The organism is Mycobacterium sp. TH-M106, assembly GCF_057473765.1.
In genome coordinates this window covers 1-1096 of sequence record NZ_JBYCLE010000504.1, presented here as the reverse complement: position 1 = coordinate 1096, position 1096 = coordinate 1, and the positions used below count along the sequence as shown (strand labels likewise).

Here is a 1096-nt window from a genome sequence, read left to right as displayed (position 1 = left end):
CGCGCAGTCCTGGTGGGACCGCCGCCAGGGGCGTCACTACCGCGGGATCGCCTTGACGGCACTGGGTTACGGCATCACCGTCGCCGGCAGCTACTTGGGCGGGGCCTTGGTGTTCGACTCCGGCGTCGGCATCGACCACGCCGGTGAGCGGCTGCGCACCACGAAGTGGACACCGGTGCTGTCCGCCGACTCGCTGAACGGGAAACCGATGCGAGTGGAAGTCGACGGGGTGGGGCTGGTGGTGTGCCGGACCGGGCTTGACGAGGTCTCTGCCTTCGGCGAATTCTGCCCGCACCTGGCGGCTCCGATGGCCGACGGCTGGGTCGACCGCGGCCGGCTCGTGTGCCCATGGCACGGCTCGTGGTTCTCAGCCGAGTCCGGTGAGGTGCTGCGGGGCCCGGCGGCGGCGCCGCTGCCGTGCTACCAGGCCCGGTTGGTCGATGGAACGGTCGAGGTCCGCGGCGGGGCTTCGACCGCTGTCGGCGGGGCCACGGGAAGTGACAAGGGAGGACACAAGTGAACGCTTATGACGTGTTGAAAGAGCACCACACCGTCCTCAAGGGGCTGGGCGGCAAGATCAGCCGGTCGCCGGTGAATTCACAAGAGCGGCACGACCTTTTCGACGACATGTTGATCGAGCTCGACATCCATTTCCGCATCGAGGACGACTTGTACTATCCCGCCCTCAAAAAGGCCAGCAGGTTGATCGCGATCGCGCACGCCGAACATCGTCAGGTGGTGGACCAGCTGTCCGTGCTGCTGAAGACGCCGCAGAGCGCGCCCGGGTACGAACAGGAGTGGAACTCGTTCAAGACCGTGCTGGAGGCGCACGCCGACGAGGAGGAACGCGACCTGATCCCGGCTCCCCCCGAGGTGAAGCTCACCGACGCCGAAGTCGAGGAACTCGGTGAGAAGATGAGCGCCATGATGGAGCGCTACCGCGGATCTGCGCTGCACCGGCTGCGGACCAAGGGGCGGGCGGCGCTGGTCCGCGCCCTCTAGCGGTGTTCGCCTGCCCGCGCGCTCAGGCGCCGGCGGGAGTGGTGCGGGCACCGGTCACGAAAAACCGGCCGACGCCCCGGGGCGGCGTGGCTGC

2 protein-coding genes are annotated in these 1096 nt (G+C 68.2%); both read left to right on the top strand.

What is annotated here, in order from left to right; genetic code table 11:
* Positions 1 to 520: Rieske (2Fe-2S) protein (locus AC2VOP_RS17745; RefSeq protein ID WP_486962183.1), on the top strand; the 520-nt coding region annotated here is incomplete at its 5' end.
* The gene (locus AC2VOP_RS17740) at positions 517 to 1002 is read left to right on the top strand and encodes a hemerythrin domain-containing protein (RefSeq protein ID WP_486962182.1); all 486 of its coding nucleotides are present in this window, start codon (positions 517 to 519) and stop codon (positions 1000 to 1002) included. The genes AC2VOP_RS17745 and AC2VOP_RS17740, both read left to right, overlap by 4 nt.
* Positions 1003 to 1096: the final 94 nt, after the last annotated feature.